Annotated in this window: 23 protein-coding genes; 11 read left to right on the top strand and 12 right to left on the bottom strand. The window is 66.4% G+C overall.

What is annotated here, in order from left to right; all coding sequences use genetic code 11:
- Positions 1–22: 22 nt before the first annotated feature.
- The 4 genes from QO033_RS08590 to QO033_RS08575 form a co-directional block, all read right to left on the bottom strand.
- Entirely contained in the window at positions 23–889 is an 867-nt protein-coding gene (locus QO033_RS08590; RefSeq protein ID WP_284480549.1) for a polyprenyl synthetase family protein, read from the bottom strand.
- Complete coding sequence (locus QO033_RS08585; RefSeq protein ID WP_284480548.1) at positions 890–1,132, bottom strand: exodeoxyribonuclease VII small subunit; 243 nt, start codon at positions 1,130–1,132, stop codon at positions 890–892.
- Positions 1,133–1,324: 192 nt separating this feature from the next.
- Positions 1,325–2,026 (bottom strand): response regulator, encoded by a 702-nt coding sequence (locus tag QO033_RS08580; RefSeq protein WP_284480547.1) that lies wholly within the window; start codon positions 2,024–2,026, stop codon positions 1,325–1,327.
- The gene (locus QO033_RS08575) at positions 2,023–2,535 is read right to left on the bottom strand and encodes a MarR family winged helix-turn-helix transcriptional regulator (RefSeq protein ID WP_284480546.1); all 513 of its coding nucleotides are present in this window, start codon (positions 2,533–2,535) and stop codon (positions 2,023–2,025) included. Before QO033_RS08575 ends, QO033_RS08580 begins: the two co-directional genes overlap by 4 nt.
- A 178-nt stretch (positions 2,536–2,713) precedes the next feature.
- Between QO033_RS08575 and QO033_RS08570 the strand changes: the two genes are divergently transcribed.
- The gene (locus QO033_RS08570; RefSeq protein ID WP_284480545.1) at positions 2,714–3,580 is read left to right on the top strand and encodes a branched-chain amino acid aminotransferase; all 867 of its coding nucleotides are present in this window, start codon (positions 2,714–2,716) and stop codon (positions 3,578–3,580) included.
- Between the two features lie 57 nt (positions 3,581–3,637).
- Here the strand turns inward: QO033_RS08570 and QO033_RS08565 are convergent, their stop codons facing one another.
- Positions 3,638–4,822, bottom strand: a complete 1,185-nt coding sequence (locus QO033_RS08565) for a M24 family metallopeptidase (protein WP_284480544.1) — start codon at positions 4,820–4,822, stop codon at positions 3,638–3,640.
- A gap of 286 nt (positions 4,823–5,108) precedes the next feature.
- Between QO033_RS08565 and QO033_RS08560 the strand changes: the two genes are divergently transcribed.
- The 5 genes from QO033_RS08560 (at position 5,109) to QO033_RS08540 (ending at position 10,606) form a co-directional block, all read left to right on the top strand.
- Entirely contained in the window at positions 5,109–6,233 is a 1,125-nt protein-coding gene (locus QO033_RS08560) for an ABC transporter ATP-binding protein (protein ID WP_407682104.1), read from the top strand.
- Between the two features lie 112 nt (positions 6,234–6,345).
- Positions 6,346–7,455, top strand: coding sequence for an extracellular solute-binding protein (locus QO033_RS08555; protein ID WP_284480542.1), 1,110 nt, complete (start codon positions 6,346–6,348; stop codon positions 7,453–7,455).
- A 68-nt stretch (positions 7,456–7,523) separates the two neighbouring features.
- Entirely contained in the window at positions 7,524–7,817 is a 294-nt protein-coding gene (locus tag QO033_RS08550; protein ID WP_284480541.1) for a DUF1330 domain-containing protein, read from the top strand.
- Entirely contained in the window at positions 7,814–9,367 is a 1,554-nt protein-coding gene (locus tag QO033_RS08545) for an ABC transporter permease (RefSeq protein WP_284480540.1), read from the top strand. Before QO033_RS08550 ends, QO033_RS08545 begins: the two co-directional genes overlap by 4 nt.
- A gap of 57 nt (positions 9,368–9,424) precedes the next feature.
- Positions 9,425–10,606, top strand: a complete 1,182-nt coding sequence (locus tag QO033_RS08540) for an ABC transporter permease (RefSeq protein WP_284480539.1) — start codon at positions 9,425–9,427, stop codon at positions 10,604–10,606.
- Positions 10,607–10,742: 136 nt separating this feature from the next.
- Here the strand turns inward: QO033_RS08540 and QO033_RS08535 are convergent, their stop codons facing one another.
- From QO033_RS08535 to dapE, 5 genes are all read right to left on the bottom strand, one after another.
- Positions 10,743–12,137 carry a lytic murein transglycosylase gene (locus tag QO033_RS08535; protein WP_284480538.1) on the bottom strand — a complete coding sequence of 465 codons (1,395 nt, stop codon included), beginning with the start codon at positions 12,135–12,137 and terminating at the stop codon, positions 10,743–10,745.
- A gap of 124 nt (positions 12,138–12,261) precedes the next feature.
- On the bottom strand, positions 12,262–14,514 hold the full coding sequence (gene rnr, locus QO033_RS08530; RefSeq protein ID WP_284480537.1) for a ribonuclease R: 2,253 nt from the start codon (positions 14,512–14,514) through the stop codon (positions 12,262–12,264).
- Between the two features lie 69 nt (positions 14,515–14,583).
- Positions 14,584–15,144, bottom strand: a complete 561-nt coding sequence (locus tag QO033_RS08525) for a TIGR04282 family arsenosugar biosynthesis glycosyltransferase (protein WP_284480727.1) — start codon at positions 15,142–15,144, stop codon at positions 14,584–14,586.
- 32 nt (positions 15,145–15,176) lie between these two features.
- Positions 15,177–15,617: a GNAT family N-acetyltransferase gene (locus QO033_RS08520; RefSeq protein WP_284480536.1), complete on the bottom strand. Its 441-nt coding sequence runs from the start codon at positions 15,615–15,617 to the stop codon at positions 15,177–15,179.
- Complete coding sequence (gene dapE, locus QO033_RS08515; RefSeq protein WP_284480535.1) at positions 15,614–16,759, bottom strand: succinyl-diaminopimelate desuccinylase; 1,146 nt, start codon at positions 16,757–16,759, stop codon at positions 15,614–15,616. The genes QO033_RS08520 and dapE overlap by 4 nt, the downstream gene beginning before the upstream one ends.
- 174 nt (positions 16,760–16,933) lie before the next feature.
- Between dapE and QO033_RS08510 the strand changes: the two genes are divergently transcribed.
- Entirely contained in the window at positions 16,934–17,989 is a 1,056-nt protein-coding gene (locus QO033_RS08510; protein WP_284480534.1) for a transporter substrate-binding domain-containing protein, read from the top strand.
- A 60-nt stretch (positions 17,990–18,049) separates the two neighbouring features.
- Here the strand turns inward: QO033_RS08510 and QO033_RS08505 are convergent, their stop codons facing one another.
- Both QO033_RS08505 and QO033_RS08500 read right to left on the bottom strand, forming a co-directional pair.
- On the bottom strand, positions 18,050–18,664 hold the full coding sequence (locus QO033_RS08505) for an enoyl-CoA hydratase/isomerase family protein (protein ID WP_284480533.1): 615 nt from the start codon (positions 18,662–18,664) through the stop codon (positions 18,050–18,052).
- Positions 18,661–19,410, bottom strand: coding sequence for an SDR family oxidoreductase (locus tag QO033_RS08500; protein ID WP_284480532.1), 750 nt, complete (start codon positions 19,408–19,410; stop codon positions 18,661–18,663). The genes QO033_RS08505 and QO033_RS08500 overlap by 4 nt, the downstream gene beginning before the upstream one ends.
- Before the next feature lie 142 nt (positions 19,411–19,552).
- Between QO033_RS08500 and QO033_RS08495 the strand changes: the two genes are divergently transcribed.
- From QO033_RS08495 to QO033_RS08480, 4 genes are all read left to right on the top strand, one after another.
- Entirely contained in the window at positions 19,553–21,067 is a 1,515-nt protein-coding gene (locus QO033_RS08495; protein WP_284480531.1) for a DUF2125 domain-containing protein, read from the top strand.
- Between the two features lie 145 nt (positions 21,068–21,212).
- The gene (locus tag QO033_RS08490; protein WP_284480530.1) at positions 21,213–22,559 is read left to right on the top strand and encodes a TldD/PmbA family protein; all 1,347 of its coding nucleotides are present in this window, start codon (positions 21,213–21,215) and stop codon (positions 22,557–22,559) included.
- Positions 22,546–23,364 (top strand): inositol monophosphatase family protein, encoded by an 819-nt coding sequence (locus QO033_RS08485; RefSeq protein WP_284480529.1) that lies wholly within the window; start codon positions 22,546–22,548, stop codon positions 23,362–23,364. The genes QO033_RS08490 and QO033_RS08485 overlap by 14 nt, the downstream gene beginning before the upstream one ends.
- 67 nt (positions 23,365–23,431) lie before the next feature.
- Positions 23,432–23,674 (top strand): DUF4170 domain-containing protein, encoded by a 243-nt coding sequence (locus tag QO033_RS08480; protein WP_284480528.1) that lies wholly within the window; start codon positions 23,432–23,434, stop codon positions 23,672–23,674.
- The last annotated feature ends 4 nt before the right edge of the window (positions 23,675–23,678 follow it).

Raw genomic sequence — 23,678 nt, 5'->3', positions numbered from 1 at the left:
GCGCCTCCTTTCGGGGCGGGGATTAGCTGTCGCGCGAGATAACGAAGCGCGCGGCCTGCCGCAAGCACTCCGCCGCCGCGCCATAGGGCTCCAGCGCGGCACCGGCCTCCTCGACCAGCTCTGCCGCCCGCGTCCGGGCGCCGGACAGCCCGAGCAGCGACACGAAGGTCGCCTTGCCGGCCTCGGCATCCTTGCGCAGGCGCTTGCCGGCCTTCTCGGCATCGCCTTCCTCATCCAAGATGTCATCGGCGATCTGAAAGGCAAGCCCGAGCGCGGTGGCAAAACGGCTCAACGGCGCGGTCTCCGCGCCGGCCAGCCGGGCGCCCGCGCAGGCGGACCATTCGATCAGCGCCCCGGTCTTGCCGGCCTGCAGCCGGGTGATCTGCTCGAGCGTCAGCGGCATCTCGGCGGTCTCCGCCGCGATATCCAGCGCCTGACCCAGCACCATGCCGCGGGCGCCGGAGGCACGGGCGAGGCTCAGCACCAGATCGGCCCGGACCGCGCCATCGCCGCAATCCGGATGCCCGGCCAGCTCAAAGGCCAGCGCCTGCAGCGCATCGCCGGCCAGCACCGCGATGCCCTCGTCCCATTTCACATGCACCGTGGGCCGGCCGCGGCGCAGATCGTCGTCATCCATGCAGGGCAGATCGTCATGCACCAGACTATAGGCATGCAGCGCCTCGATGCCGGTGGCGGGCCAGATCGCCCGGGCCGGGTCGACCCCCAGCATCCGCGCGCTTTCCAGCACCAGAAACCCGCGCAGCCGCTTGCCGCCCTCGCAAGCGTAGCGCATCGCCCGGGTCACCGGCAGGTCGTCGAGCGGGCCCAGAACCTGATCGAAATGGGCCTGGATGCGGCGCGCATCCCCGGCCAGACGGTCGGCGAACATTCAGAGCCCTTCGACCGGCTTGGTCCCGGTGGGGGCGCCTTCGGCATCCAGCGTGATCGCGGCGACTTTTTCCTCTGCCCGCTTCAGCTCGTCCTCGCAGCGTTTCTTCAGCGCCGCGCCGCGTTCATAAAGCGCGATCGACTGGTCCAGCGCCACATCGCCGCGTTCCAGCTGGCCGACCACCGCCTCCAGCTCTTTCATCGCCTGTTCAAAGCTCATCTGTTCGACCGGCGTATCGCTCATTCCGCAGCCCTCGTCCGTTGTCTCGCTCGCGCCCGTTCAGATCACACCTGATCCGCAAAGTCGAGCGGTTGGCAGGATCGCGGGTGCCCCTCCGGGCGCCATCGCCCCGGGGACTTTCCTGACTGCAAATATCTTCGCCGAAGGCGAAATGTGCCGCGGAGCGGCGGCGCCCGGGGGGCGCCCCGAGGCGGGTCAGTCGGGCGCCAGCATATACCCGGCGCCCCGCACCGTCTGCAGGTAGCGGGGTTGCTTCGGGTCAGGCTCGATCTTGCGCCTGAGCCGGGTGATCTGCACATCCACCGCCCGTTCCTGCGCCTGGCCGCGGTCGCGGCCCAGTTCCTCGACCAGGGTGGTGCGGCTGATCGGCTCGCCGGGGCGGGCCGAGAATATCCGCATCAGCTGGCTTTCGGTGGCGGTCAGTCGCACCAGATCGCTGCCTTGCCACATCTCCCCGCGGGAGATGTCATAGCGGATCGGGCCCAGCTGCAGGATTTTCGGCGCGGTCTGTTCGCTCGGGGTTTCCGGCATCCGCCGCAGGATCGCGTTGATCCGCAGCAGCAGCTCCTTCGGCTCGAACGGCTTGCCAAGGTAATCGTCGGCCCCGGCCTCCAACCCGGCGATGCGGTCGTCGGTCTCGCCGCGCGCGGTCAGCAGCAGGATCGGCGTCGTCATCGTCTCGCGCAGCGACCGGGTCAGGCTGATGCCATCCTCGCCGGGCATCATCACGTCCATCACGATCAGATCGAATTCCAGCCCTTCGAGGATCCGCCGCGCATGCGCCGCATCGCGGGCCGCGCTCACCAGAAAGCCGTTGCGCTGCAGGAATTTCTTCAGCAGGTCGCGGATCCGTTCGTCGTCGTCCACGATCAACAGGTGCGGGTCGAGCGCGTTCATCCCGCGCTGTCCCTGAGTCGCAGGTAGCAGCGTCGCATATCCGGATCCATCATCGCCTCCAGCACCTTGCGAAACCCGGCCACCGCCTCCGGTCCGGCCTCGCGATAGGCGGCGCGCATGCGGGCGCGCTGCGCATCCGACAGCCGCGCCTCCAGTTCGTGGCCGGTGTCGGTCAGATAGAGATGGCGTTCGCGCTTGTCGGCGGTGCCGACACAGCTTTCCACCAGCCCGTCGGCGATCAGCGTCCGCAGCACCCGGTTCAGCGACTGTTTGGTGACGCCGAGGATGGTCAGCAGATTGTTCACCGTGGTGCCCGGCGCGCGGTTGATGAAGTGGATCGCCCGGTGATGCGCCCGGCCATAGGCCATTTCCCCTAGGATCCGGTCCGGGTCGGCGGTGAAGCCGCGATAGGCGAAGAACATCGCCTCGATCCCCTGACGCAGCTGCTCGTCGGTCAGAAACAGAAGGTCCTCGCCCTTTTGCACCTGGGCAATGCGTCCATCCGCCATCGTCTGTCTAGCCCCTCTCACCTCTCGCGGCGGAGTTTACGTCAGTCTTGTTGACATTCCAAGAGCGAAGCAGTATCGAATCGCATCTTTTGCGCAACTTTCTGTCGTTCATATGCGGATGTCGCGCAAGAAAGGTAAAGCTTGATTCGAGGCTCACGCAAGGAGATGGAGGCGTAACATGGCTGGATATGGCGACCGCGACGGCAAGATCTGGATGGATGGCCAGTTGATCGACTGGCGCGATGCCAATGTACACATCCTGACCCATGCAATGCACTACGCCTCCTCGGTGTTCGAGGGTGAGCGCTGCTACAACGGCAAGATCTTCAAGGGCGTCGAGCATTCCGAACGGCTGCGCAATTCGGCGCGGCTTCTCGACATGGAGATCCCCTATTCGGTCGAGGAGATCGAGGCGGCGAAATACGCCATGCTCGAGGCCAACGGCTGGACCGATGCCTATGTGCGGGCGGTGGCCTGGCGGGGGGCCGGTGAGGACATGGGCGTTTCCGCCGCGCGCAACCCGGTGCGGCTGGCCGTCGCCGGCTGGGAATGGGGCAACTATTACGGCGACGCCAAGATGAAGGGCGCCAAGCTCGATATCGCCAAATGGAAACGCCCCTCGCCAGAGACCATCCCGGTTCATGCCAAGGCGGCCGGTCTCTATATGATCTGCACCATGTCGAAACACGCGGCCGAGGCGAAGGGCTGCTCGGACGCGCTGTTCATGGATTACCGCGGCTATGTGGCCGAGGCGACCGGCGCCAATATCTTCTTCGTCAAGGATGGCGAGGTGCACACGCCGCTGCCCGATTGCTTCCTGAACGGTATCACCCGACAGACCGTGATCGGCATGCTGAAGGACAAGGGCATCGCCGTGCATGAGCGCCACATCATGCCGGAAGAGCTGGAAGGGTTCGAACAGTGCTGGCTGACCGGCACCGCCGCCGAGGTTACCCCGGTGGGGCAGATCGGCGACTACAGTTTCGATGTCGGCGCATTGACCCGGGACATCTCGGAAAGCTACGAGAAACTCGTGCGGAGCTGATCGCTCGCGACAGGTTCTGCAAGTTGAGGCCCGGCCGTGCGCCGGGCCTTTTGTTCGTCAGCGTTTCACGAACATCTGCCGTGGCCGGTTGCAGAAGGTTTCCGCCGGGCCCTCGTCGCGGATCAGGATGCTCTCGGTGATCTCCAGCCCCCAGTCCAGCATCCACAGCCCGGGCATGAAGTGGAAGGTCATCCCCGGTTCCAGCACGGTTTCATCCTCCGCCCTGAGCGAGATCGTCCGCTCGCCCCAGTCGGGCGGATAGCTGAGCCCGATGGGATAGCCGCAGCGGGCGCCGCGTTCGATGCCGGCACGTTCCAGCGGCGCGGCCAGCGCATTGGCGATGTCGCAGGCGCGGTTGCCGGGGCGGGCGGCGTCCAGCCCGGCCTCCAGCCCCTCGATCAGCGCCGCTTCGGCGCGTTTCAGGAAATCCGGCGGCTCGCCCAGAAAGATCGTGCGGCAGAACGGGGTGTGATAGCGGCGATAGCAGCCGGCGATCTCGAAAAACGTGGCATGTCCGGTTTCGAACGGCCGCCCGTCCCAGGTCAGATGCGGCGCGGCGGCGTCCGGGCCTGAGGGCAGCAGCGGCACGATTGCCGGGTAATCGCCCCAGGCACCCTCCACGCCGCGAATCGAATCGCGGTAGATTTCGGCGACCACCTCGTTCTTCGGCACGCCCGGTTCGACCCGTTCCAGCAGCCCGTCGACGATCTTTTCCGAGATCCGCGCAGCCTTGCGCATGAAACCGATCTCCTCGGCGGATTTCACCGCCCGCTGCCAGTTCACCAGCGCGGTGGCGTCGATCCAGCTGGCCTGGGCCAGAGTCTCGGAGAGGACCTCCATCGCCTTGGCCGAGAAGTAGTAATTGTCCATCTCGACGCCGATCCGGGCCTGCTCCAGCCCGAGACCGGCGAGACGCGCGGCCAGCTCCTGCATCGGATGGCGGTCGGTCGACTGCACGTAATTGTCGGCATAGCCCCAGATCCGTTCCGGCTCCATCCAGACCGTGCGCAGGGCGCCATTGGTATCCTGGTTGCGGCCCCACCAGATCGGATCGGCATCGGGCAGCACGATCACCCCCTGATGCACGTAAAACGACCAGCCGTCATAGCCGGTCAGCCAGGCCTGGTTCGACGGGTCGGTCACGAACAGGGCGTCGAGCCCGCGCGCGGCCATTTCGGCGCGGGTCAGGGCCAGCCGGCGCTGATATTCGGCGGGGGTGAAGGGCAGATCGATCGGGCTCATCGGCGGCTCCTGTAGGTTGCCGGGCGGTTTTGCTGTCCGGCCATATGGGCACAAGAGCGGCTGGGGACAAAGGCCCGGTGCGGCATCCGGACGCTCCCGGGCGGCCTGATTTGGGTTCGGAAGAACTGCTGACACAATATGTTGTGTTCGCGTAGCGCCTTAACACAAGTGACTCTGCCTATTTGCTGGTCGAAACGCGGAATCTGCCTCGAAACTCCGCAAACGGGTTGCGTCGCGCCACGGGCCTTGTTTTAGTTTAGGAACAAAGCGGCGCAGACCGCAGCAAATGACAAATGACGGGGAGCCTCTTTTGGCTGTTACATCAAGCAACGATGCGTTCGTTGAATTCGAACGTGTGCAAAAAAGCTATGATGGCGAAAATCTAGTCGTCAAAGACCTCAACCTGACCATGCCCAAGGGCGAGTTTCTGACGATGCTCGGCCCGTCGGGGTCCGGCAAGACCACCTGCCTGATGATGCTGGCGGGGTTCGAGACCGCCACCCATGGCGAGATCAAGCTGGACGGTCGACCCATCAACAACATCCCGCCGCACAAGCGCGGCATCGGCATGGTGTTCCAGAACTATGCGCTGTTTCCCCACATGACCGTGGCGGAAAACCTGTCGTTCCCGCTGGAGGTCCGCAAGATCGGCAAGTCCGAGCGCGAGGAGAAGGTCAAGCGGGCGCTGGACATGGTGCAGATGGGTGCCTTCGGGGGCCGTCGTCCGGCGCAGCTTTCGGGTGGTCAACAGCAGCGGATTGCCCTGGCCCGGGCGCTGGTGTTCGAACCCGAACTGGTGCTGATGGACGAACCGCTCGGCGCGCTGGACAAGCAGCTGCGCGAACACATGCAGTTCGAAATCACCCGGCTGGCGCATGATCTGGGGATCACCACCGTTTACGTGACCCATGACCAGACCGAGGCGCTGACCATGTCGGACCGGGTCGCCGTGTTCAACGATGGCCGGATCCAGCAGCTGGCTCCGCCCGATGAGCTCTATGAAAGCCCGAAGAACAGCTTCGTGGCGCAGTTCATCGGCGAAAACAACACGCTGGAAGGCGTGGTCAAGGAAATCTCGGGCGAGCACGCTGTGGTGCAGCTCGACGGTGGCGGGCTGATCGACTGCAAGCCGGTCAATGTGACTGAGGTCGGCCAGCGCACCAAGGTGTCGATCCGCCCCGAGCGGGTCGAGGTCAACAAGGACCGCCTGCAGGAGGGCGCGCATCTGCTCAAGGCCGAGGTGAAGGAATTCATCTACATGGGCGATGTGTTCCGCACCCGCATCAGCGTCGCCGGAAACGATGATTTCATCATCAAATCGCGCAACGCACCCGATCAGATCCGCCTGAAGCCGGGCGAACAAGTCGAGATCGGCTGGTTGCCGCAGGACTGCCGCGCGCTCGACGCCTGAGGGCTGCCCTCAGGCGCCCGGCGCCCAGCGTGACACAACCCCGGCAGACAGACCGGGGATCCATAAGAAAACGCGAATCCGAACCGCGCGATTTTACAAGGAGAGTCTAATCATGAAACTCAAGTCCCTTGCCGCACTTGCCGCTTCGACGGCGCTGCTGGCACCGATGGCGATGGCCGAAATGGCCGATGAAATGACCCTGGTCAGCTGGGGCGGCGCCTATCAGAAATCCCAGGTCCGCGCCTATGCCGAGCCCTATGTCGCCATGCACCCCGAGGTGAAGGTCGTCTGGGACGAAAGCTCGAACGAAGCGGTGGCCAAGCTGCGCGCGATGAACGAAGCCGGCAACATCACCTGGGACCTGGTGGACGTCGTCGCCGCTGATGCCATCCGTCTGTGCGACGAAGGTCTGGCGATGGAATTCGACCCCGATGAGCTTCTGCTGCCGGGCGATGACGGCACCGCGGCATCGGAAGATTTCGGCGATCTGATCGTGTCGGACTGCTTCATCCCGCAGATCGTCTATTCCACCACCTTCGGCTATCGCACCGACCTGGTGCCGGAGGGCGTCGCCGCCCCGAGCACTGTCTGCGACGTCTTCGACCTGGAGAAATATCCGGGCAAGCGCGCGCTGGAAAAGCGCCCGATCAACAACATGGAATGGGCGCTGTACTGCGACGGTGTCGCCAAGGACGAAATCTATGATGTCCTGGCGACCGAAGAAGGTCAGGAAAAGGCCCTGGCCAAGCTCGACACCATCAAAGACAGCGTCGTCTGGTGGTCGGCCGGCGCCGATACCCCGCAGCTGCTGGCCGATGGCGAGGTCTTCATGGGCTCGACCTACAACGGTCGCCTGTTCTCGGTCATCGAAGAGCAGAAGCAGCCCGTGGCGATGATGTGGGACATGCAGGTGTTCGACCTGGACGGCTGGATCATCCCGACCGGCCTGTCCGAAGATCACCTGGCCCGGGTCGAGGATTTCGTGAAATTCGCCACCGACACCAAGCGTCTGGCGGATCAGGCGAAATACATCTCCTACGGTCCGGCCCGTTTCTCCTCGGCACCGCTGGTGGGTCAGCACGCCGACCTGGGCATCGACATGGCGCCGCACATGCCGACCGATCCGGAAAACGCCAAGAACACGCTGCTCTATAACTACGAGTTCTGGGCCGACTACCGCGACGACATCGACGCCAAATTCCAGGCCTGGCTGGCCAAGTAAGCGTCGCTGACTGACGAAACCGGATGGGCCCGTTCGGGGCCCATCCCCCAAGGGACGGCGGAGGCAGCATGCCCAAAGGTTACATCATCGGCCACATCACCGTGAACGACCCCGAGGCCTATCAGGAATATGTCGTGCGCGATACGCCGATCCTCGAAGGTCTGGGCGGCAGGTTCATCGTCCGCGGCGGTCAGAGCGTTGTGCCCGAAGGTGAGGTTCTTGAGCGCCACGTCGTGATTGAATTCCCCAGCTACGAGGCTGCGCTGGCCGCCTATAACGACCCGGCCTATCAGGAGGTCGCCGAGATCCGGCGCCGCACCGCCGACAGTGTCATTCTGGTTGTGGAGGGTCATGACGGATGAGCGATAGCGCAGCAAACTCCGGCCCGGTTCTGGCCGCCGACGGCACCCCGCTCAAGCGCAGCCTTGCCCGCGCGCTGCGGATGCAGAAGATGCGTGCACTGGCGCTGATCTCGCCGCTGCTGATCTTTGTGCTGGTCACCTTTATCGCCCCGATCGCGGACATGCTGTTCCGCTCGGTGGAAAACGACATCGTCGCCGAGACACTGCCCGAAACCGTGGTGGTGCTGCAGGATTGGGACGCCGCCAGCGGCGCGGCGCCGGGCGAGGCGCTTTACGACGCCTTCTACATCGATCTGGTGTTGGCGGAGGAGCAGAAGCTGCACACCCGCCTGGGCACCCGTCTGAACTACGAGAAAACCGGGCTGTCGTCGCTGTTCCGCAAGACCGGGCGCCGGGCCAGCCGGTTCGATACCGATATCTACACCGATCAGCTGATCGCCCTGGACCCGAGCTGGAAGGATCCGGCCAGCTGGGCGGCGATGATGCAGAGCGACGCCAATCGCACCGCGCTGCCGCTGACCGCCCGCACCTGGGATCGCTGGGCCGCCTATCTGACCGGCGAAGGCGACGATCCGGCGAAGAAGAAGCTTGAAGATTTCCTCTATACCGCAGCCTATCTGGACATGGCCGCCGGTCACGCCAAGGGCGCCAGCGATGCGCGTATCGCCGCCGCTGCCGCCGCCGCGCCGGGGTTCGAGACGGTCAGCCTGAAGGACCAGTTCGCCAAGGCCGACAAGGCCTGGGTCGACCCCTCGGTCTGGGAGACCATCCAGATCTTCTCGCCGAAATACACCAACGGCTATTTCCTGAACGCCATCGACCTGCAGAAATCCCCCGACGGAATCGAGCCGCGGCCGGAGAACCAGCAGATCTATCTGATGCTGTTCAAGCGTACCCTGTTCATGAGCCTGGTGATCACGGCCTCCTGCATCCTTCTCGGTTATCCGGTGGCCTGGATCCTCGCCAACCTGCCGTCGCGCACCGCCAACCTGCTGATGATCCTGGTGCTGCTGCCGTTCTGGACCTCGCTTCTGGTCCGTACCAGCGCCTGGAAGGTGATGCTGCAGCAGCAGGGGGTGATCAACGATGTACTGGTCTGGCTGGGGCTGGTCGCCGATGACGCGCGGCTGGTGATGATCAACAACCAGTTCGGCACCATCGTGGCGATGACTCACATCCTGCTGCCCTTCATGATCCTGCCGCTCTACTCGGTGATGCAGACGATCCCGCCCAGCTATCTGCGCGCGGCGAAATCGCTGGGTGCGACCAACTGGACGGCGTTCTGGCGGGTCTATTTCCCGCAATCGGTGCCGGGGATCGGCGCCGGCTCCGTCCTCGTCTTCATCCTGGCGATCGGCTATTACATCACGCCCGAGATTGTCGGCGGTACCACCGGGACCTTCATCTCGAACCGGATCGCCTATCACATCTCCTCCTCGCTCAACTGGGGGCTCGGGGCGGCGCTGGGATCGATCCTGCTGGGTGTCGTGCTGTTGCTCTACTGGGTCTACGACAAGATCGTCGGCATCGACAATGTCAAGCTGGGCTAAGGCGATGGCAGTGCAACTCTCTGAACTGAAAAAGAAAACCGAACCGGAGGCCGTGACGTGTCCGCAGCACTGACCCCGATTTCCCGCAAGCCCGTCAGCTTCTACGTGCCCGTGGTGGCCGCCGCCGGCGCCTTTGCCGGGCTCTTCATCGGCACCGCCCAGGGCAGTGGCCTCCTCGGCATCGTGATCGGCGCGGTGCTGCTCGGGGTGCTGGCCTATGCCGCGACCAAACTGGTGCCCAGCGAAAAGGCCGCCCGCTGGGGCATCGCGCTGGTCTTCATCGTCGCGGGGTTCGCGCTCGGCGCGCTGCCCGGGGCAATCGTCGGCGGCGCCTTCGGCTGGTTCTTCGGCTGGTTTACCTACTGGCTCTACGAGGGCCGCTACCGGGCGCGGCTAGTGCCCTACCTGACCCCCGGCCAGGTGCTGTGGCATTATACCTTCCGGGTGATCTGCGGCGCGATCCTGGTGTTCCTGATCACCCCGATTCTGGTGGTGATGCCACTCAGCTTCAACGCGGAGAACTTCTTCACCTTCACGCCGGAGATGCTGCGGCTCGACCCCGCCGGCTATTCGCTGAAGCATTACCGCGATTTCTTCACCAACAACGACTGGCAACAGGCGCTGAAGAACTCGGTGATGATCGCACCGGTGGCGACGCTGCTGTCGGTCAGTTTCGGCACCCTGGCGGCCATCGGGCTCAGCGCCGAACATGTGCCGTTCCGTCGTGCCATCATGGCGATCCTGATCTCGCCGATGATCGTGCCGCTGATCATCTCCGCCGCGGGGATGTACTTCTTCTATTCGCGGATCGGCCTGCAGGGCACCTATTTCGGTGTTGTCCTGGCTCATGCGGCGCTCGGCATTCCGTTCGTCATCATCACCGTGACGGCAACGCTGGTGGGCTTCGACCGTTCTCTGACGCGGGCGGCGGCGAATATGGGGGCCGATCCGGTCACCACCTTCTTCCGGGTGCAGATGCCGCTGATCATGCCGGGGGTGATCTCGGGCGGGCTCTTCGCCTTCATCACCTCCTTTGACGAGGTGGTTGTGGTGCTCTTCGTCGGGTCCGCCGGTCAGAAAACGCTGCCCTGGCAGATGTTCACCGGCCTGCGCGAACAGATCAGCCCGACGATTCTGGCGGTGGCGACGATCCTGGTGGGGATCTCCATCGCGCTTCTGACCACGGTGGAGCTGCTGCGCCGCCGCTCCGAACGGCTACGCGGCATGTCGCCGAGCTGATTGGAGAAAAACAGGGTGCGGGCCCGGAGGCCCGGCCCGGTCGAAAACCTGCCTGGAAAACCCGCCTGGCGGCTTCTTCTCTGTCCAAATACTCTCGCCGAAGGCACGCGCGTCCCGAAGGGCGCGCGTTTCCGGCTCAGCGCAGACGCTTGAGCAGGTCGAGCGAGGGGTAGCCGTCCGCCTGCAGCCCGTTCGCAACCTGATAGGCGCGCACGGCGGAGATCGTCAGCGGTCCGATGCGGCCATCGACATGCTGGGTGTCATAACCGGCCCGGGTCAGCCGTTCCTGCAGCTCCTTGCGCTCATCGAAGCTCAGCAGCCGGTCGTTGCGCGGCCAGGCGCTGTGGATCGGCCCGGCGCCGCGGATCCGGTCGGACAGATGGCCGACCCCGATCACATAGGCATCCGCTGCGTTATAGCGTTCGATCACCTTGAAATTGTCGAAGATCATGAAGGCGGCGCCATGGCCACCGGCCGGCAGAAGGATCGCCGCCTTGCCGTATTCCGGCACCGGCACGCCGTTCAGCCCGGTGACGCCGAGGCGCGCCCAGTCGGCCGGGGACATGGTGATGCTGCGCTGCGCCAGCGCGTAGTCGAAGCCCTTGGGCAGCCGCACCTCGACCCCCCAGGGCTGGCCCCGGGTCCAGCCGAAGCGGGCCAGATAGGCGGCGGTGGAGGCGAGCGCGTCGCTGGGGTCGTCCGACCAGATGTCGCGGCGGCCGTCGCCGGTGAAATCCACCGCGTGCTCCAGGAAGGAGGACGGCATGAACTGGGTATGCCCCATGGCGCCGGCCCAGCTGCCGGTCATCTTGTCGGGGGCGATATCGCCGGCCTGCACGATCTTCAGCGCGTCAACCAGCTGGTCTTCGAAAAATGCCGCGCGGCGGCCTTCATAGGCCAGCGTCGCCAGCGACCGGATCACGTTGTTGTTGCCGCGGAAGCTGCCATAGGCGCTTTCCAGCCCCCAGATCGCCACCACGACCTCCTTGTCGACGCCGTATTTGCGTTCGATCCGGTCCAGCGTGGCGCGGTGTTTTTCCAGCGCCGCCTTGCCGTTTGCGATCCGCACGTCCGAGGCGGCGCTGTCGAGATAGGCCCAGATCGGTTTGGAGAATTCGGACTGGTTGCGGTCGCGCCGGATCACATCGGCATCGAGCGTCAGGCCGCGAAAGGCCCGGTCGAAGGTGTCGCCGTGGATGCCCTGTGCCGCGGCGCGGGGCTTGAACTGGGCGACCCAGCGATGGAAGCCGGCGATTTCCTGAGGGCTGGGCATGTGCGGGCTGTCCTCGGCGCCGGCGATCTGAGGGGAGAGCTGATCGGGGCGCCGGGTAGGTCGCAGCGAGGTGCGGGGCGACAGGGCGCTCGGGGTCAGCATCTCCTCATCGGCCATGACGAAGCTGGCCGCTTCCAGAAGGAAACCGGGGATGGCGGCGGGGCGCGCTTCCGGACGGGGGGAATGATCGACTGCCTGTGCTGCAACTGACCCACCGCCCAACAGGGCGATGGCTGCGGCGCCATACCAAATACGCATGTTTTTGTTCCCGCTTTTGCGTGGGTTTTCTGCTCTTGCCAGCAGTATACCGCGAAACCGGCGGTCACGAAAGCGTCACGACAGCGGCAGCGGCGTTTTGGCACCGGAAGCGGGCGGGGAAGGGTCAGCGGCGGCGGAGCTTGCGGTTGAGCTTGTCGGACTTCTTCTTCGACCGCGACAGTTTGCGTTTGGGGGCGCCGCGCCGGGAGGCAGGTGACGGTCCGCGGGGCAGCGGCTTGTCGCCCAGCGACAGCAGTTCCAGCTGCAGCCCGCCGGTGACCGCGGTGGCCTCGGTCAGCCGCACCGTCACCTGTTGCCCCAGCGCGATGGTCAGCCCGGTGTCCGATCCCATCAAGGTGCCGGCCTCGGCATCGAAATGAAAGAACTCGCGGCCCAGGGTGCGCACCGGAATCAGCCCGTCGGCGCCGGTCTCGTCCAGCTTGACGAAGGCGCCGAAGCGGGCGATGCCGCTGACCCGGCCGGCGAATTCATTGCCGACCCGTTCGGACAGATAGGCGGCCAGATACCGGTCGGTGGTGTCGCGCTCGGCCATCATCGAGCGCCGCTCGGTTTCCGAGATATGTTCGGCGGTCTTCTCCAGCCGTTCGATCTCCTCGCCGCTCAGCCCGTCCTTGCCCCACCCGTGCGAGGCGATCAGCGCGCGGTGCACGATCAGGTCGGCATAGCGCCGGATCGGCGAGGTGAAATGGGCGTAATGCGCCAGCGCCAGGCCGAAATGGCCGAAATTCTCCGGGCTGTAATAGGCCTGGGTCATCGACCGCAACGTCGACATGTTGATCAGCTCGGCATCGTCGGTGCCGGCGGCCTGATGCAGCAGCAGGTTCAGATGCCGGGTCTTCAGCACCTGTCCCTTGGCCAGGTTGAAGCCCGCCGCCTGGGCGGTTTCGCGCAGCGCCTCCAGCTTGTCGGGGGCGGGTTCCTCATGCACCCGGAACAGCAGCGGCGAGCGTTTGGCGATCAGGGTTTCGGCGGCGGCGACATTGGCGAGGATCATGAACTCCTCGATCAGCCGGTGCGCCTGCAGCCGGTCGCGGAAATTGACCGATTGCACCTTGCCGTCCTCGCTCAGCACGATACGCCGTTCCGGCAGGTCGAGATCGAGCGGCTGGCGCAGTTCGCGGGCCTCCTGCAGGGCGTTATGCGCGGCGTAGAGGGGCTTGAGCACTTCCTCCAGCAGCGGCCCGGTGCGGTCGTTCGGGGCCCCGTCGATCGCCTCCTGCACCTCGGCATAATTCAGCGACGCGACCGAGCGCATCAGTCCGCGCACGAACCGGTGGCCGACCTTGTGGCCATGGGCGTCGATCTGCATCCGTACCGCCAGACAGGCGCGCGGCACCCCTTCGTGCAGCGAACAGAGATCGCCCGACAGCCGGTCGGGCAGCATCGGCACCACCCGGTCGGGGAAATAGGTGGAGTTGCCGCGTTTCCAGGCCTCGCGGTCCAGCGCGCTGCCGGGGCGGACATAGGCGGCGACATCGGCGATAGCGACCCAGATCACATGGCCGCCGGGGTTCTTCGGATCGTCGTCGGCATGGGCATAGCAGGCGTCGTCGTGATCGCGCGCGTCGCTGGGGTCGATGGTGATCAGGGGCAGGTCGCGCAGATCCTCACGCCCGACCAGCCCGGCGGGCTTGCAGCGGTCGGCCTCCTCGATCACCTCGTCGGGGAAAGCGTCGGGAATGCCGTGCTGGTGGATGGCGATCAGCGAGACCGCGCGGGGCTCGGTCGGGTCGCCCAGCCGGTCGGTGATCCGGGCGCGGGGCAGGCCCAAGCGGGATTTCGGGCCGGACTGTTCTGCCTCGACCAGCTCGCCGTCGCGGGCACCCTGGCGGGCGTCTTCGGGCACCATCCATTCGGTGCTGCCGGATTTGTCGATCGGCACGATGCGGCCGCCCTCCGCCCCCTTGCGGAAGATGCCGAGGATGCGGCGCGGGTTCGATCCGATGCGGCGGATCAGCCGGGCCTCGTAATTGTGGTCCTCCTCATGCACCAGCGTCATGCGGGCGAGGATGCGGTCGCCTTCCCCCAGCGCCGGATCGGAGGCGCGCGGAATCACCAGCACGATGGGCTCCACCCCTTCGCCATGCCATTCCAGCGGCCGGGCGAACAGGTCGCCGTCCTGATTGGGGGCCTTGACCTGCAGCACGGTGACTGGCGGCAGCCGGTCGGGATCGCGATAGGTGCGCTTGCGCTTTTCCAGATGCCCCTCGGCCTCGAGGTCCTTGAGAACCCGTTTCAGGTCGATCCGGTCCGACCCCTTGATACCGAACGCCTTGGCGATGTCCCGCTTGGAGGACTGGGTGGGGTGGGCGGAGATCCAGTCGAGGATTTCCTGTTTGGAGGGGATGCGTGTCATGAATCCGCCCTATCACTTCGGCGCTGCGGCGTCATTTGAAATCGGCGGATGCGCGCGGCGGGGCAGGGCTCAGCGCAGGTCGGCGGCGGTGTCGACATCGTGCAGCCGGTCGGTCAGCGCGACACTCAGCCCGGGCAGGCTGGAGAGACTGTCGGCCAGCGCGTGGCGGCTGGACCAGCGGGCGCCGTCGAAGCTGTCGCACGGCAGCCGGGCGGGGTGTTTGGCGCCGACCAGCCAGAAGCCGCCGTCCTCCGCCGGACCGAACACCGCATCATGGGCGCCGAGCGCGGCGAAGGCCCGGGCGATATGGGGCCGCGCGATATCGGGGATGTCGGAGCCGATCAGGCAGACGGGCCCGTCCCGCCCCGCCGGCCCGGCGGTCTGCAACAGTCGCAGCATCCGCCGGCCCAGATCGCCGCGGCCCTGTGGCACACGGGCGAGATCGGCGGGCCAGACCCGCGACCCGAGCGCGGTCTGCGGGGCGACCGCCAGCACCAGCCGCCACCGCGGATCGCGCAGCCGGCGCAGCAGCCGGGTACAGGTGTGCCGATACCACCACGCCGCCCGGTCCATGCCGATCTCCGCCCCCAGCCGGGTCTTGACCCGGCCCGGGCGCGGTTCCTTCAGCATGATGACGAGCACCGGGCGCGTCCCCGGGAGTGTCACCCGGCGGCCCCGGTCGCATCCCGCTTCATCGACCGGTGCGGGATTCCCTCGTCGTCATAGACCGGCCCATAGGCAGTAAAGCCCAGCCCCTCGTAGAAGCCCAGAACCGGCACCTGCGCGCTGAGCCGGATGGCGGTCACCGCCGGCCCCTCGGCAATCGCGGCAAGGGCAGCCTGCATCAGCGCGGCACCCAGCCCCTTGCCGCGCGCGCTCTGGCGCAGGCAGACCCGGCCGATCCGGGCGTCGCCTGCCTCGTAGAGAATGCGCAGGGTGCCGATGGGGCCGTCTTCCTCGGTCATCAGAAGGTGGATCGCCTCCTGATCGGCGGCGTCGATCTCGCTCTCCGGGGTGACGCCCTGTTCGTCGACGAAGACCTCGAAGCGCAGGTCGAAACAGGCCTGCCGCTCCGCATCGGTCCGGGCGATGGCGATGTTCATGCGAAATAGTCCCGCAGGATCCGGCTGTAGATCGCCTTGAGCTGATGGATCTGCGCCACCGGCACGTTTTCATCGACCTGATGCATGGTCTTGCCGACCAGCCCGAATTCCACCACCGGGCAGTGCGACTTGACGAACCGCGCGTCCGAGGTGCCGCCGGTGGTGGAGAGCTCCGGGATGACCCCGGTTTCGGCCTCCACCGCCTTGGCCACCAGATCGGAGAGCGCCCCCGGCGGGGTCAGGAAGGCCTCGCCCGAGATCTTGATCTTCACCTCGATCTTCACCCCGAAGGCTTCGGCCACGCGGGCGGCCTCCTCCTCCAGCCAGGCGCTGAGCGAGGCGCCGCTATGGGTATCGTTGAAGCGGATATTGACGGTGCCGCGGCATTCCGCGGGGATCACGTTGGTGGCCGGGTTGCCGGTGTCGACGGTCACCACCGCCAGGGTGGAGGCGTCGAAATGGTCGGTGCCCCGGTCGAGCTCGTGGCTGGCCAGCCGGTCCATCAGCCGCACCATCGCCGGCAGCGGGTTTCTGGCCCGGTGCGGATAGGCGGAATGGCCCTGCACACCGGTGACCGTGAACCAGGCCGACAGCGATCCGCGCCGGCCGATCTTGATCATGTCGCCCATCCGCTCGGGGCAGGTGGGTTCCCCGACCAGACAGGCCGACATCGCCTCGCCTTCCCGGTCCATATAGTCCAGCAGCGCGACGGTGCCGTCCACCGCATCACCTTCCTCGTCGCCGGTGATCGCAAGGATCACCGCGCCTTCGGGCGGGGTGTCGGTGACGAAATCCACCGCCGCCGCGGCAAAGGCGGCGACGCCCGATTTCATGTCGGTGGCGCCGCGGCCATAGAGCACCCCGTCAACCTCCACCGCACAGAAGGGCGGCTGGGTCCAGGCGGCGGCATCGCCCACCGGCACCACATCGGTATGGCCGTTGAAGCCGAAGGTGCGGGCGTGGCCCTTGTCGCCCCAGCGGGCGAAGAGGTTGGCGACGCCGCCGCGGTCGACCCGGGTGCAGGCGAAACCGGCACCGCTCAGCAGCGTTTCGAGCAGCTGCAGCGCGCCGCCTTCCTCCGGTGTCACCGAGGGGCAACGGATCAGATCGGCGGTCAGTTTGGCGGCATCAATCGGCGGCATCTTTCAGGCATCCTTCGCTGGCTTCGGGCGCGTCCCGGCAACGGGCGACGCAGGCGCCAAACTGCGGCGAAAATGTCCCGATGCCAACCCCGTGCGGATTCCGAAGCGTCACCTGCGCGCCACCGCTTGCTCTGTCGCGGGAAACTTCGTAATCAGCCTGAAAAATAGGGACAGATGAGACATCTTTTCGCCGCCATCCTGCTGGCCGCGACGGCCCTGATTCAGTCCGCCGCTGCCGAAACGCTGACCGTGACCACGGTGACCCGCCCCCCGTTTTCCATGCAGGAGGACGGGATCGACACCGGGTTTTCCATCGAATTGCTGGAGGCCCTGGCGACATCGCTGCACTGGGACTATCAGATTGATCGGATGGACCAGTTCGGCGACATGCTGGACGCGGTCAGCCATGAGCGCGCCGATCTGGCGATCGCCAATATCTCGATCACCTCGGCGCGTGAGGTGACGATGGACTTCAGCCAGCCGATCTTCGAGGCCGGCCTGCAGATCATGGTGCCGGTGGGCTCGACCTCGGGGCCGTCGCTGATGCGGGCATTGATGTCGCCGGACCTGGTGCTGGCGATCGGCGCGGCCTTTCTGCTGCTGCTGGGCGGCGGCATGCTGATGTGGCTGTTCGAGCGCCGCGCGCAACCCTATTTCGACCGTCCGGTGCACGAGGCCTGGTTCCCCTCGTTCTGGTGGGCGCTGAACCTGGTGGTGAACGGCGGCTTCGAGGAGCGGGTGCCACGCACCATTTTCGGCCGGGTCTTCGGTGTGGTTCTGGTGGTCTCCTCGCTTTTCATCGTCTCGGTCTTCGTGGCGAAGATCACAGCGGTGATGACGGTGAATGCGATCAGCGGCTCGGTGAATTCGGTCAACGATCTCTATGGCAAGCAGGTGGCGACGATCGAGGGTTCCACCGCGGCGGGGTTCCTCGACCGGCGCGAGATCGGCTACGCCGGCTTCTCTGCCCTGGCACCGATGCTGCAGGCCTTCGAACAGGGCGATGTGGATGCGATCGTCTTCGATGCGCCGATCCTGGCGCATTACGTCACCCATGCCGGCCGCGATTTCGGCAGCCTGGCCGGGCCGGTGTTCCTGCGGGAGAATTACGGTATCGCCTTCACCTCCGGCAGCCCGCTGGTGGAGGATGCCAATCAGGCGCTGCTGGCGCTGCGGGAAAACGGTACGTACGAGCAGATCTACCGCAAGTGGTTCGGCGCCATGCGCTGATCTGTTCGGCCGCGTTGCGCGGGGCAGGCGCCGGCCCCGGGGGCCCGGCGCTGTCTTTGGTCAGCCGCGGCGGCACATCTCGCCGATCTGCCGGGCGATCAGGGGGTCGGCGGCGCAGCTGTCGGCGACCAGCGCGCGGGCAGTCTCCATCAGCTCTTCCGGCGCGACGATCCGGTCGATCAGCCCGAAGCTCAGCGCCTCTTCCGCGGTGATCTTCTGGCCGCCCATCAGGATCAGCTTGGTGCGCGCCGGGCCGATCAGCGCCGCCATCCGGCCGGGATCGGAGGGCTGCGGCAAAAAGCCCAGCTTCATCACCGGATAGAAGAACTTGGCCGAGGGCACCGCGATCCGCAGATCGCAGGCCAGCGCCATGCCCGAGGCGCCGCCGGCGAGCGTACCGTTCAGCGCCGCCACCGTCAGCCCGGGCAGGCCGGCGATCGCGCCGGAAAGCCGTTCCCAGAGATCCGAGGTGGCAAGGCCGGCGCGCGCGGCGTCCAGATCGGCACCGGCGCTGAACACCTTGCCGGCGCCGGTCAGGATCAACGCCCGCGCCTCGCTGGCGCTTTCGGCGATGCTCACCAGTTCGTCCAGCATCGCCTCGGTCAGCGAATTGGCCTTTTCGGTGCGGTCGATCGTCACGATCCACAGCCCGTCTTCCTGATCCAGTCTGATCATATCAATCCCACCTTTTGCCGGATCGCCGGGTCACGCAGCGATACCTCCTGTCCCACGAGGTCTTCCGCCGCCTCGGAGCACATCCACAGCAGCGTACGCGCCGGCCAGTCGGCCGGGATGTGATCTTCCCAGTCCAGCTGGCTCACCGGGTTGACGCCGCTGGCCTTGATCTCGCGCTGCATCTGGGTGGCCACCGTCCCGGGGCTGAGCCCCATCGCGCGGATGCCGTTGCCCGCCTCTTCGAGATGCAGGGCGGAGGTCAGCATCGCCGCCCCGGCCTTGGAGGCGCAATAGGCACTCCAGCCCTCCAGCGGGCGATGCGCCGCGCCGGAGCTTATGGTCAGGATGGTGCCGCCACCGGCGCCGCGCATCACCGGTAGGGCCGCGCGCATGCCATTGAAGACGCCCTTCAGATTGATGTCGATCAGCCGGCCCCAGGCCTCCGGATCGGCCTCCGCCAAGGGCGCGATCGGGTCGATCACCCCGGCGTTGCCGATCAGCACGTCGAGGCCGCCGAAGTCCGCCACCGCCCGCGCCACTGCCGCTTCCATGTCGGCGAAACGGCTGACATCGCCACTCACCGCCACGGCTTTGGGGCCGATCTCGGCGGCCAGCGCGGCCACCGCATCGGCGCTGCGGGCCATCAAGACCACATTGGCGCCGGCGTCGGCAAAGATCCGCCCGGCCTCGGCCCCGATGCCACGGCTCGCGCCGGTGATCAGAACCGTCCGTCCCGTCATATTCATGCTGCTTTTCCCCGCTCTGCCCCTTCGGAACTGTGGTACTGCGGCGGGGCAGGCGGGTCCAGCCCTGCGGCTTGACTTCCGCTTGACGCTCCGCCACCGAAGGCCGAGCATGTCCCGCAAAGACTTCCAGGAGGACCTTTTCATGAAGCCATTTCTTTTGCGCGGTACCGCCGTTGCGCTGATCCTGTCGGCATCGGCCCAGGCGGCGCTGGCGGACCTGAGCGTGCAGGACGTCTGGTCCGACTGGCGTGATTACGTGACCGGCATGGGATATCAGCTGAGTGCCAGCGAATCCGTGTCCGGCGGCACCCTGACGGTCAGCGATCTGACCATGGCGATGACCCTGCCGGAAGACGGCGGTGTGCTCAGCGTCGGGCTGGGGCCGCTGGTGTTCCGCGAAGATGGCGATGGCGGGGTGACGCTGGACATGCCGCCGAGCATGCCAATGCGCATCCAGGTGACCGGCGGGGAAGAGGAAATCGACGCCAGCTTCAGCCTGACCCAGACCGATGCCAGCCTGAAGGTGACCGGCTCGCCCGAGGACATGATGCAGCTTTATCGCGCCGGCAGCGCGGCGCTGGTCTACGATCACATGAGCGTGGATGGCAAAGCCCTGCCGCCCGAGGCGCTGCGCGCCCAGGTGGCGCTGAGCGATTTCGAAAGTCGCAACCGGGTGCGCAAATCCGGCGCGGACCGCAGCTACGATCAGAGCGGTGCCGCCGCATCGCTGAGCTATGACATCGCCTTCGCCAGCCCCAACGGCGAAGACAGTGGCCATTTCTCCGGCACGATGCAGGACCTCAGCTTCGACGGGCAGAGCGTCATTCCGGCGGCGAGCTCCGGCAAGGAGCTCGGCGATATGCTGGGGGCGGGCTTCTCCGTCGACGGGCGGTTCGGCTTCGGCTCCGGCAACTCTCAGGGTGGCGGCAAGAGCGAGGGGGAGGAGTTCATGATGAGCTCGACCTCCGCCGGCGGGTCCGTGGCGGTGAAGATGGATGCCACCAACCTCGTCTATGACGTGACCCAGATGCAGCCGCAGATCAGCCTGCAGACCAACGACCTGCCCTTCCCGATCTCCGTCGCGATGGAGACGATCGGGTTCCGGCTGGACATGCCGGTGGCCCGCGCGGCAGAGGATCAGCCCTTCGGCCTCGGTCTGAAGCTGATCGATTTCACCATGCCGGACCAGTTGTGGAGCATTTTCGACCCCAGCGCGGTGTTGCCGCGCGATCCGGCGACCATTGTCGTTGATCTTGCCGGCACCGCCAAGCTGCTGGTCGATCTGTTCGATCCGGCGCTGGCCGAGGCCGAGGAGGCGCCGGCCGAGCTGACCGGGCTGACCATCCGCGATCTGCATGTGGCCGCGGTCGGCACCGATCTGACCGCCAAGGGCGATTTCACCTTCGACAACAGCCGCAGCGAGGAATTCGGCGGCATGCCCGCGCCGGTGGGCGCCGCGGATCTGCGGCTGGCCGGTGGCAATGGGCTGCTGGACAAACTGATCGAGATGGGTCTGATGACCGATCAGGACGCGATGGGCGCCCGTATGATGATGGGTATGATCGGGGTCCCGGGCGACGGCCCCGACACCCTGACCTCGCATATCGAAGTCAACGATCAGGGCCAGGTCTTCGCCAACGGTCAGCGGCTGAAGTAAGCCGCATCGCATCCGGGGCCGGCGCCGCAGCGGTGCAGTGCCGGCCCCGATTTCCCACCGCTCTCTTGCAGTGGGGCCTCTCTGCGGCTACCTCCTGAACGGTCCGATTGCGGTTTCGCCAATCCCGTCCGATCAAGGAGCGCCCATGACCCGATCCCCAGAAGAGCTTTGCCATGCCCTGCTGGCCGCCGCCCGTTCCGCCGGGGCGGAGGCCGCCGATGCCATCGTCGTGCGCGGCGATGCGGTCGAGATCGATATTCGTGGTGGTAAGCTGGAAAAGGCGGAACGGGCGGAAAGCACCGATCTGGGGCTGAGGGTGCTGATGGGGCAGCGCTCCGCCATCGTGTCGGCCTCCGACATCAGGGATGAGACCCTGGCGGCGATGGCCGAACGCGCTGTCGCCATGGCGCGCGAGGCGCCGGAGGATCCCTATGTCGGGCTGGCCGATCCGGCCGATCTGGTGCAGGGCGCCGATGTCGCGGCGCTGGAGCTGGCCGATCCCGCCGCCGAACCCGATCCGCAGGCGCTGCAGGCCGATGCCATCGCGGCAGAGGCGGCGGCCCTGGCCGTCGACGGGGTGACCCAGGTGCAATCCGCCGGCGCCGGATATGGCTGCAGCACCGTGCATCTGGCGGCGACCAACGGGTTTTCCGGCGGCTACGTGCGCACCAGCCGGTCGACCTCCTGCGTGGCGATTGCCGGCAGCGGCACCGGCATGGAGCGCGACTACGACGGCGATAGCCGTACCTTTCAGACCGATCTGCGCGCGCCGGAAGACATCGGCCAGAGCGCCGGCGAACGCGCCGTGGCGCGACTGGCGGCGCGCAAGCCGGCGACGGGCAGCTATCCGGTGCTGTTCGACGAACGGATCGCCGCCTCGCTGATCGGCCACCTTCTGGCCGCCGCCAACGGTGCGGCGATCGCCCGCGGTTCCTCCTGGCTGAAGGACAGCCTGGGCCAGCAGGTGCTGCCCGAGACGCTGTCGGTGATCGAGGATCCCTTCCGTCCGCGCATCTCCGGCTCGCGCCCCTTCGATGCCGAAGGCCTGCCGACCCGGCGCCGCGCGATTGTCGAGAACGGCGTGCTCACCGGCTGGACCCTGGACCTGGCCAGTGCCCGCAAGCTCGGGCTGCGCTCCACCGGCAATGCGGCGCGCGGGGTGTCTTCCGGCCCGTCGCCGGCCAACTGGAACATCGATCTGACCCCGGGCACGGCCAGCCGCGCCGATCTGATCCGTGACATGGGCACCGGGCTGCTGATCACCTCGATGATCGGCTCCACCATCAACCCCAACACCGGGGATTATTCCCGCGGCGCCTCGGGCTTCTGGGTCGAAGGCGGGGAGATCGCCTATCCGGTCAACGAATGCACCATCGCTGGCAATCTGCGCGACATGTTGATGCGGATCATTCCCGCCAACGACGCGCGCGATTATCTGTCGCGTCGGGTGCCCTCTTTGCTGATCGAAGGACTGACGCTTGCCGGAAACTGACCTGTCCCTGCTGATCGCGGCGGCCGAGGCTGCGGGCGACATCGCCTGCCGCTATACCGGGCCCGAGGCGAAGATCTGGGACAAGCCGGACGGTGCCGGCCCGGTGACCGAGGCCGATCTGGCGGTCAACGACATGCTGGAGCGGCGGCTGCGTGGCGTCCGGCCTGGTTATGGCTGGCTGTCGGAGGAGACCGAGGACAGCCGGGACCGGCTGGCGCATGAGCATGTCTTCATCGTCGACCCGATCGACGGCACCCGCAGTTTCTCCAAGGGCGAACGGACCTGGGCGCATGCCCTGGCGGTGGCCAGGGCGGGGGTGGTGACGGCGGCGGTGATCTACCTGCCGATGTGCGATCTGCTCTATTCCGCCGCCCGGGGCGAAGGGGCGCGGCTGAACGGCAAGCCGATCCATGTCGGCCCGGCGGCGGCGCTGGCCCAGGCCACCATCCTCGCCGCCCGGCCGATCCTGGAGCCGCGCCATTGGCGCGCCGGCAGCTTTCCCGGATTCAAAAGCGCCTATCGCCCGTCGCTGGCCTATCGCATGGCGCTGGTGGCGCAGGGCCGTTTCGACGGCATGCTGACGCTGCGGCCCAGCTGGGAATGGGACATCGCCGCCGGCGACCTGATCCTGCGCGAGGCCGGCGCCGCCTGCACCGACCGGCGTGGCGCCCGGCTCAGGTTCAACAACCCGCGGCCGCAGCTCGATGGGGTGATTGCCGCCGCGCCGGACCTGCACGACCGGATTGCCAGCGCACTGGCGCCGGAGCCGCTGGTTCTGCCCGCCCGGCGTCCGCCGGCATCTTGACCCCCGCCGCGCAAGGCGTAGGGTGCGCCCAGCCTCAGACCGGCTGACAAGCGAAAAGGATATGTTCATGGCGCAACGTCTGCACCTGGTTTTCGGCGGCGAGTTGGTCGACCCGTCCCGGAGCGCGTTCAAGAATGTCGACGATATTCACATCGTCGGGATGTTCCCGGATTACGAGTCCGCCTACGCCGCCTGGAAAGCCGAAGCGCAGCGCACCGTCGATGACGCGCATATGCGTTACTACATCGCGCATATCCACCGCCTGCGCGACGAAGAGCTCGAAGCCTCCTCCACCGAGGAACTGGGCTGATCTG

The sequence above is a fragment of the Pseudodonghicola flavimaris genome, from assembly GCF_030164425.1.
In the GTDB taxonomy this organism is placed as follows: domain Bacteria; phylum Pseudomonadota; class Alphaproteobacteria; order Rhodobacterales; family Rhodobacteraceae; genus Pseudodonghicola; species Pseudodonghicola flavimaris.
The sequence above is the reverse complement of the archived record's forward strand: the minus strand, read 5'-3'. Positions and strand labels throughout refer to the sequence as shown.

What these genes read in the sequence shown, in the direction of transcription:
- QO033_RS08560 (WP_407682104.1), top strand. Translation starts at nt 5,109, where the DNA reads ATGACAAATGACGGGGAGCCTCTTTTGGCTGTTACATCAAGCAACGAT.
- QO033_RS08510 (WP_284480534.1), top strand. Translation starts at nt 16,934, where the DNA reads ATGAGACATCTTTTCGCCGCCATCCTGCTGGCCGCGACGGCCCTGATT.
- QO033_RS08570 (WP_284480545.1), top strand. Translation starts at nt 2,714, where the DNA reads ATGGCTGGATATGGCGACCGCGACGGCAAGATCTGGATGGATGGCCAG.
- QO033_RS08585 (WP_284480548.1), bottom strand. Translation starts at nt 1,132, where the DNA reads ATGAGCGATACGCCGGTCGAACAGATGAGCTTTGAACAGGCGATGAAA.
- QO033_RS08575 (WP_284480546.1), bottom strand. Translation starts at nt 2,535, where the DNA reads ATGGCGGATGGACGCATTGCCCAGGTGCAAAAGGGCGAGGACCTTCTG.
- rnr (WP_284480537.1), bottom strand. Translation starts at nt 14,514, where the DNA reads ATGACACGCATCCCCTCCAAACAGGAAATCCTCGACTGGATCTCCGCC.
- dapE (WP_284480535.1), bottom strand. Translation starts at nt 16,759, where the DNA reads ATGCCGCCGATTGATGCCGCCAAACTGACCGCCGATCTGATCCGTTGC.
- QO033_RS08500 (WP_284480532.1), bottom strand. Translation starts at nt 19,410, where the DNA reads ATGAATATGACGGGACGGACGGTTCTGATCACCGGCGCGAGCCGTGGC.
- QO033_RS08480 (WP_284480528.1), top strand. Translation starts at nt 23,432, where the DNA reads ATGGCGCAACGTCTGCACCTGGTTTTCGGCGGCGAGTTGGTCGACCCG.
- QO033_RS08545 (WP_284480540.1), top strand. Translation starts at nt 7,814, where the DNA reads ATGAGCGATAGCGCAGCAAACTCCGGCCCGGTTCTGGCCGCCGACGGC.
- QO033_RS08505 (WP_284480533.1), bottom strand. Translation starts at nt 18,664, where the DNA reads ATGATCAGACTGGATCAGGAAGACGGGCTGTGGATCGTGACGATCGAC.
- QO033_RS08565 (WP_284480544.1), bottom strand. Translation starts at nt 4,822, where the DNA reads ATGAGCCCGATCGATCTGCCCTTCACCCCCGCCGAATATCAGCGCCGG.
- QO033_RS08495 (WP_284480531.1), top strand. Translation starts at nt 19,553, where the DNA reads ATGAAGCCATTTCTTTTGCGCGGTACCGCCGTTGCGCTGATCCTGTCG.
- QO033_RS08550 (WP_284480541.1), top strand. Translation starts at nt 7,524, where the DNA reads ATGCCCAAAGGTTACATCATCGGCCACATCACCGTGAACGACCCCGAG.
- QO033_RS08520 (WP_284480536.1), bottom strand. Translation starts at nt 15,617, where the DNA reads ATGAACATCGCCATCGCCCGGACCGATGCGGAGCGGCAGGCCTGTTTC.
- QO033_RS08590 (WP_284480549.1), bottom strand. Translation starts at nt 889, where the DNA reads ATGTTCGCCGACCGTCTGGCCGGGGATGCGCGCCGCATCCAGGCCCAT.
- QO033_RS08535 (WP_284480538.1), bottom strand. Translation starts at nt 12,137, where the DNA reads ATGCGTATTTGGTATGGCGCCGCAGCCATCGCCCTGTTGGGCGGTGGG.
- QO033_RS08555 (WP_284480542.1), top strand. Translation starts at nt 6,346, where the DNA reads ATGAAACTCAAGTCCCTTGCCGCACTTGCCGCTTCGACGGCGCTGCTG.
- QO033_RS08580 (WP_284480547.1), bottom strand. Translation starts at nt 2,026, where the DNA reads ATGAACGCGCTCGACCCGCACCTGTTGATCGTGGACGACGACGAACGG.
- QO033_RS08525 (WP_284480727.1), bottom strand. Translation starts at nt 15,144, where the DNA reads ATGCTGAAGGAACCGCGCCCGGGCCGGGTCAAGACCCGGCTGGGGGCG.
- QO033_RS08490 (WP_284480530.1), top strand. Translation starts at nt 21,213, where the DNA reads ATGACCCGATCCCCAGAAGAGCTTTGCCATGCCCTGCTGGCCGCCGCC.